Annotated in this window: 6 protein-coding genes; 5 read left to right on the top strand and 1 reads right to left on the bottom strand. The window is 39.4% G+C overall.

Annotated features, from left to right (window positions below; genetic code table 11):
• Window positions 1-275: 275 nt before the first annotated feature.
• On the bottom strand, window positions 276-428 hold the full coding sequence (locus VB797_RS31195) for a hypothetical protein (protein WP_323241668.1): 153 nt from the start codon (window positions 426-428) through the stop codon (window positions 276-278).
• Window positions 429-593: 165 nt separating this feature from the next.
• On the opposite strand from VB797_RS31195, the gene VB797_RS31190 reads away from it, so the two are divergent.
• From VB797_RS31190 to VB797_RS31170, 5 genes are all read left to right on the top strand, one after another.
• Entirely contained in the window at window positions 594-860 is a 267-nt protein-coding gene (locus VB797_RS31190) for a hypothetical protein (protein ID WP_323241667.1), read from the top strand.
• Between the two features lie 874 nt (window positions 861-1,734).
• Window positions 1,735-1,950, top strand: a complete 216-nt coding sequence (locus tag VB797_RS31185) for a DUF2281 domain-containing protein (RefSeq protein ID WP_323241666.1) — start codon at window positions 1,735-1,737, stop codon at window positions 1,948-1,950.
• Window positions 1,951-2,570: 620 nt separating this feature from the next.
• The gene (locus VB797_RS31180; protein WP_323241665.1) at window positions 2,571-3,908 is read left to right on the top strand and encodes a nucleotide sugar dehydrogenase; all 1,338 of its coding nucleotides are present in this window, start codon (window positions 2,571-2,573) and stop codon (window positions 3,906-3,908) included.
• The gene (locus tag VB797_RS31175) at window positions 3,905-4,849 is read left to right on the top strand and encodes a Gfo/Idh/MocA family oxidoreductase (protein ID WP_323241664.1); all 945 of its coding nucleotides are present in this window, start codon (window positions 3,905-3,907) and stop codon (window positions 4,847-4,849) included. The genes VB797_RS31180 and VB797_RS31175 overlap by 4 nt, the downstream gene beginning before the upstream one ends.
• Before the next feature lie 387 nt (window positions 4,850-5,236).
• The gene (locus VB797_RS31170; protein WP_323241663.1) at window positions 5,237-5,860 is read left to right on the top strand and encodes an acyltransferase; all 624 of its coding nucleotides are present in this window, start codon (window positions 5,237-5,239) and stop codon (window positions 5,858-5,860) included.
• The last annotated feature ends 140 nt before the right edge of the window (window positions 5,861-6,000 follow it).

Here is a 6,000-nt window from a genome sequence, read left to right as displayed (position 1 = left end):
GTTGAACCGATATTGCAGTTACCTCCTCAAGAGTATGCTGCTTTGTTGTTGCAGTTATCCCGCGAGGAGTTGTTAAGACGGTTTAGTTAGGGACCGTTGGTGGGTATAAGTGGGTGTGCAAAATTATTTGTGTCATTGCGAGCGACAGCGAAGCAATCCCAAACGATTGCGATTACTACCCTTCCCTACGGGACACCTTGCGGTGAACGGGAACACTTTCAGTGAACGCTACACTCGTAATGACAATATACAATTAATTTTGCGTGGGTACTTATCTAAATACGGGGAGACTTCCGCAGTGCTACGTCTTCTAAGAAACTTGCGCTCTCATAGCCTATAAAATCGTACTTTTCTATTTTGCGATCGTGAAACGACTCCAAAGAAGTGTCGCAAGTTGCTTTAATCACTGTTGGGGGAAGTCCCCCCATGACCCGCTCTACATGATTAATTTTTATAAATAATTGTTCAATAGTAGCTTAACCCCTCATTAATTATGCGGGGTAATGTATCCGTCGTAGTGGGAGCGTCTCGCTCCCTGGTGGTAACGAGCGACCAAGATGGTCGCACTACGTTAACCCCTCATAACTTATGTGGTGAAGACGGAACTTCCACAATTGTGGATTATTACTCATTCTGCATCCGATGACTTGCTTTCAAGGTTTGGTGCTTCTCCTCGCTCTGATTGGTTGCAGGGTATTTATTTTTTACCAATAGGTCTTAAAGCAGCCATCATTGCTATAAATAAGTTACCTCGAACACCAGAAACGCTTTGGTTGAGAATATTTGGTAAATGCGGAACCCAACAAAGGCTCAATGATTGTTGGGTTTCGTTCCTCAACCCAACCTACGAATTTTCCTAAGTAAGTCGGCGTGAATAAATATAATTGTGTTCTGTCATTGCGACGAGGCACGAGGAAGCAATCCCAACCGCTTTAAGCTTTTTACATTTCGTGACATAGTTAGTTTTTTATGTACCGACTTACTTAGCAATATATGGATGTTGAGTATTGCCAGTGTTTGGGAAAAAGCAAGCAATTGATGAGCTGAAAATCTACACGCTAGTATTCAACAAAGAGTTTTACAAGAGGCTGTGCCGTTATGAGAGATGACAGTCTCTATTTAAGTAATATTAAGGAATGTATTGAAAGGATAGAATCTTACACTCGTGATGGTAAAGAGGCTTTTAGTGGAAAATTTGCTCAAAGTGCGGTTTGGTGAAGCAGTACGGTCTTGGGGTCTCCCCAAGTGGAGTAACTGCTGAACCCGGAGGGGGAGTTGGATGAGCAGTTGGTGGGGATTATTGAGATGATGTTGCAGTTAAGCTGATGTGCAGCTAAATTGTATAATGCATTCGCGAAGCGTGTCCGTAGGACATAAATATCAAATTCTTGTAGTGCGGGCATCCTGCCCGCTAGTAAAATATAAACTAAATGCGTAACAACTTACCTCCTCAAAAATATGCTGCTTTGTTGTTGCAGTTATTCGGTGAGGAGTTAGGGAGGTTAGTGGGTATCTAAATACGGGGAGACTCTACGTGGGTTTCGCGTTTAATACAAAATGTAGATAAATATAATTCATTGCTTAATTGAGTAATGCCAAAATGGCGATACACCCGAATGGTGTCAGTGAAGCGATCGCTATTGTCCGCTTTTTTCCCAGACCCAATTACCCATACCTAATATGCCCAATTCCCAAATAATATAATTAATTAAGTCATTAAACAGCACTTTAATAATGAATACAAAAGAAACTATCATCCAAGAGATTGAAGAAATTACAGAACCATTACTTACTGAAATTTTAGATTTTGTTCGGTTTCTGAAGGTAAAGCAATTACAAGAAGAAATAGAAAATCAACAAGATTTAGAAGATGCACGTGTATCTCTAGCGGAAGCTAAAGAAAAAGGTACTATTTCCTTGAAAGATTTTAAGCAAGAACTGGGACTTTAAGGCATGAGCTATGAAGTTGAAAATCTAAATACGGGGAGACGTTGCAGTGTGCACGCCGTCTCTACGTGGGTTTCGCGTCTAATACAAAATGTAGATAAATAAGTAGTCGTGCAAAATTAATTTGACATTCTAAAAGCTTCAAGCCCTTGAGATTGCTTTGTTCCATTCCCTAAGAGGGAACACTCCGTGTTCAGCGCGGCACGACTCGTTAGAGTAACGCAATGACAATATACAATTAATTTTGCCTAAGTACTTATAATTCATTTTAATTCAGTAATGCCAAAATGGCGATACACCGGAAGGGTGTCAGCGAAGCGATCGCTCTTGTCTGCTTATGTTGTCCCATCCCCAATTATTTCAATGAATAATAATATTTTTTTCCTAAGTATAAACTAGGAGACATATTTATTTAATTTGTTCTGATATATTATTTGCGTGATTAATAAGGGCTATCGCTTAAATTATTAAGCAACTGCCAAGTTAACAGTTTAATTTCAGAGTAGAACCATAGTTATTGTAGAAATAGGATATTTGCAATAACCTTTATGGCATCTCTGCGATAACTATTGTTAATACAATGGCTAAATATAAACCAATATAGTTTTGGTTAAAAAATAAATATGGAAACTCTAGTACCTAATATTACAAAAAGTTTAAGTGAATTAGAAGAAAAGATTATTAATCGTACTGCTACTGTTGGGGTTGTTGGTTTGGGTTATGTTGGTTTACCTTTTGCTGTGGAAAAGGCAAAGGTCGGCTTTAATGTAATTGGTATTGAACAAAATCCTTTAAGAGCAGAGCGGGTTAACTGTGCTGATAACTATATTAGCGATGTTAATGATGATGAATTAAAACAGGTGGTGGGAGATGGTAAGCTTAAAGCTGTAACTGGTCTTGAAGTCGTATCAGAAGTCGATATATTAGTTATCTGCGTGCCAACGCCGTTAACTAAGAATTTGACTCCTAATTTAACTTATATTGAAAGCGTTACAAAGGGAATTGCTCAAGGTTTAAGAAAAGGTCAATTAATTAGTTTAGAATCAACGACTTATCCAGGGACTACTGATGAGGTAATACGTCCAGTACTGGAACAGAGTGGCTTGAAGCAAGGTGAGGACTTCTTTCTTGCTCATTCCCCGGAACGGGTAGACCCTGGTAATAAGCGCTATACCACTAAGAATACTAATAAAGTGGTTGGTGCATCCGATCCTAATTCTTTAGCTGTTGCCAAGTTGTTTTATGAGCAAACTATTGAGAAGGTTGTAACAGTTAATAGTGCTAAAGCTGCTGAACTAGTTAAGGTATTTGAAAATACTTTCCGTGCGGTTAATATTGCTTTAGTCAATGAACTTGCATTGTTGTGCGATCGCATGGATTTGAATGTCTGGGAGGTACTGGATGCAGCTAATACTAAGCCTTTTGGTATTATGCCTTTTTATCCCGGTCCTGGAGTTGGTGGGCATTGTATTCCTTTAGACCCGCATTATCTGGAGTGGAAGGCTAAGGAATTTAACTTTGAAACCCATTTTATTGCTTTGGCGGGGGAAATTAATCGCCGGATGCCTGAGTTTGTCAGGGAAAAAACTTGGCGAGCTTTAAATAAGGTAGGTGTCGCTCCAGCTAATGCCAAGGTACTAATAATCGGCGTTGCTTATAAGAAAGATTTGGGAGACTGGCGAGAGTCTCCAGCGATTCATGTTATTAGTAGTTTGTTAAAAGATGGGGTAGATATTGTTTATCATGACCCCTTTGTAACAGAAATTAAGATAGCAGGCAAAATTTTTAAATCTGTAGCATTAACTCCAGAAACTATATCAAGTTCTGATTTAGTCATAATTACTACCGATCACAGTCAAGTTGATTACGTTAATATCGTGCATCACGCAAAGGCTGTATTGGATACGCGGGGTATAACTAGACATTTAAATTGCGCTCAAGAGAAGGTGACGTTATTGTGAGTCAAGTTGTTGTAGTTGGTGCTGGGAATTGGGGTAAAAATCTGGTTCGTAATTTTCATGATTTGGGTGCTTTGGCTGGAGTCGCTGAAGCTAGCACTGAGTTAAGAAGCAAAGTTGAAGTTGATTATCCTGGATTGGTTACTTATTCAGATTTTCAACAGGTATTAGAATCAAATGTTTCTGCAATAGTTTTAGCGACTCCTGCACCAAGTCATTATAAATTGGCTATGACGGCTTTGGAAGCAGGGAAAGATGTGTTTGTGGAAAAACCCATGACTCTGCAAGCTGCTGAAGCTAAAGCATTAGCTGAATATGCTGATAAACACTCGCGTATCCTCATGGTGGGACATTTATTGCTTTATCAATCTGCTATTAGTTGGATGCGAGAGTATTTAGCTAGCGGTAAAGCTGGAAAGGTTGTTCATGTGGCTACTCAAAGAGCAAAATTGGGTAGAGTACGTCGGGAAGAGAATGTTTGGTGGTCTTTTGCACCCCACGATGTTTCTGTGGTATTAGATTTACTGGGTAATCCTGAAATTGAGACGGTAAAAGCTAGCGGTCAGGCAATTTTACAGCCAAACATCGAAGACAATATTCATGTAGACTTATCTTTTGTAGGTGGTCAAACGGCTCATTTACATTGTTCTTGGTATTGGCCATTATTGCAACGCAGTACAACTGTAATTACTGAGCGGCAAATGTTGGTTTACGATGAAGTTGCTCAACAGGTAACGATTTATCACAAAGGGGTTGACGAAAATCTCAAGAATCGGGATGAAGGTAGTCAAGTTGTAGATGTGGCTGCATCCGAACCTTTGAAAATTGAGTGCGAACATTTTCTAAATTGTTTACAGATTCGCGAAAAACCTCGCTCTGATGGTTGGAATGGGGTAGCTGTGGTGGAGATTTTGGAGAAAGCACAACTTGCTTTGGCTGGGTAATTTTTGTAGGGTGCTGTGACGGTTAAGATAATTGATCGGGGATAACGAAATAATTTGAATTTACCGTCACGCACCAGTTTGATTACTATTGAACAAATTGATAACTTATCATGTCCGTTTAAACAATCGTCATTGCGAACGAAGTGAAGCAATCGCAACACTTTGGGATTGCTACCCTACGGGAACACCTCCGGTGAACGTTTCACTCACAATGACATAATATAGTTAATTTACTGGACATAATATTACGCGATTCTCCCAAGACTCTGATTGGTGCGTGACGGCAATATCAAATTAGTTAATTAGATTTGATAAATTACCGTAGCCGTCACAGCACCCTACAATGTCTTGAATAAGTAATTGAATACAAAATACAAACAAAAAGTTATGGATAATAAATATTTCGTTCATGAGTCATCTTATGTAGATGAGCGTGCTGAAATTGGTGACGGAACTAAAATATGGCACTTTTGCCATGTTTTTGGTAAAGCCAAAATTGGTAGTAATTGCAATTTAGGTCAAAATGTTGTTGTTTCCAATAACGTTGTGATTGGTAATAACTGCAAAATTCAAAATAATGTGTCTCTCTATGAAGGCGTAATTTTAGAAGATTATGTCTTCTGCGGACCAAGTATGGTGTTTACCAATGTTAAAACACCCCGTTGTGAGTTTCCCCGCAATACCAGCGATGATTATCATCGAACTTTGGTTAAAAGAGGAGCAAGTATTGGAGCAAATGCCACCATAGTTTGTGGTGTAACTTTGCATGAATGCGCCTTTGTCGCCGCTGGTGCTGTTGTTACTAAGGATGTTCCTGCATATGCAATGGTTGCTGGAGTTCCAGCAAAAATCATTGGCTGGATGAGTGCTTATGGGGATGTGTTGAATTTTAATGAAAATGGTGATGCAGTTGACTCGACAGGTACGAAATATCAGCTAGTATCTACAGAGGAAGTAAAAAAACTCAGTACAGATACTCAAAGTTCTGAGTTATTAAGTAAAGTTTATTAGTTGTCATTGCGAGCGAAGCGAAGCAATCACAGCACTTTGCGATTACTTCACTCCGCTATCGCTACGTTCGTAATGACAAGTGTTTACCCGGACACGATATGAATGGCTTGCCAGCCTGGAGACTGGGAACCAGTGATTAC

The sequence above is a fragment of the Rivularia sp. UHCC 0363 genome (genome assembly GCF_034931125.1).
Classification (GTDB): domain Bacteria; phylum Cyanobacteriota; class Cyanobacteriia; order Cyanobacteriales; family Nostocaceae; genus Rivularia.
The sequence above is the reverse complement of the archived record's forward strand: the minus strand, read 5'-3'. Positions and strand labels throughout refer to the sequence as shown.

Excerpts from the sequence above, each read along its gene's own strand:
- VB797_RS31195 (WP_323241668.1), bottom strand. The coding sequence starts at position 428 with ATGGGGGGACTTCCCCCAACAGTGATTAAAGCAACTTGCGACACTTCT.
- VB797_RS31170 (WP_323241663.1), top strand. The coding sequence starts at position 5,237 with ATGGATAATAAATATTTCGTTCATGAGTCATCTTATGTAGATGAGCGT.
- VB797_RS31185 (WP_323241666.1), top strand. The coding sequence starts at position 1,735 with ATGAATACAAAAGAAACTATCATCCAAGAGATTGAAGAAATTACAGAA.
- VB797_RS31180 (WP_323241665.1), top strand. The coding sequence starts at position 2,571 with ATGGAAACTCTAGTACCTAATATTACAAAAAGTTTAAGTGAATTAGAA.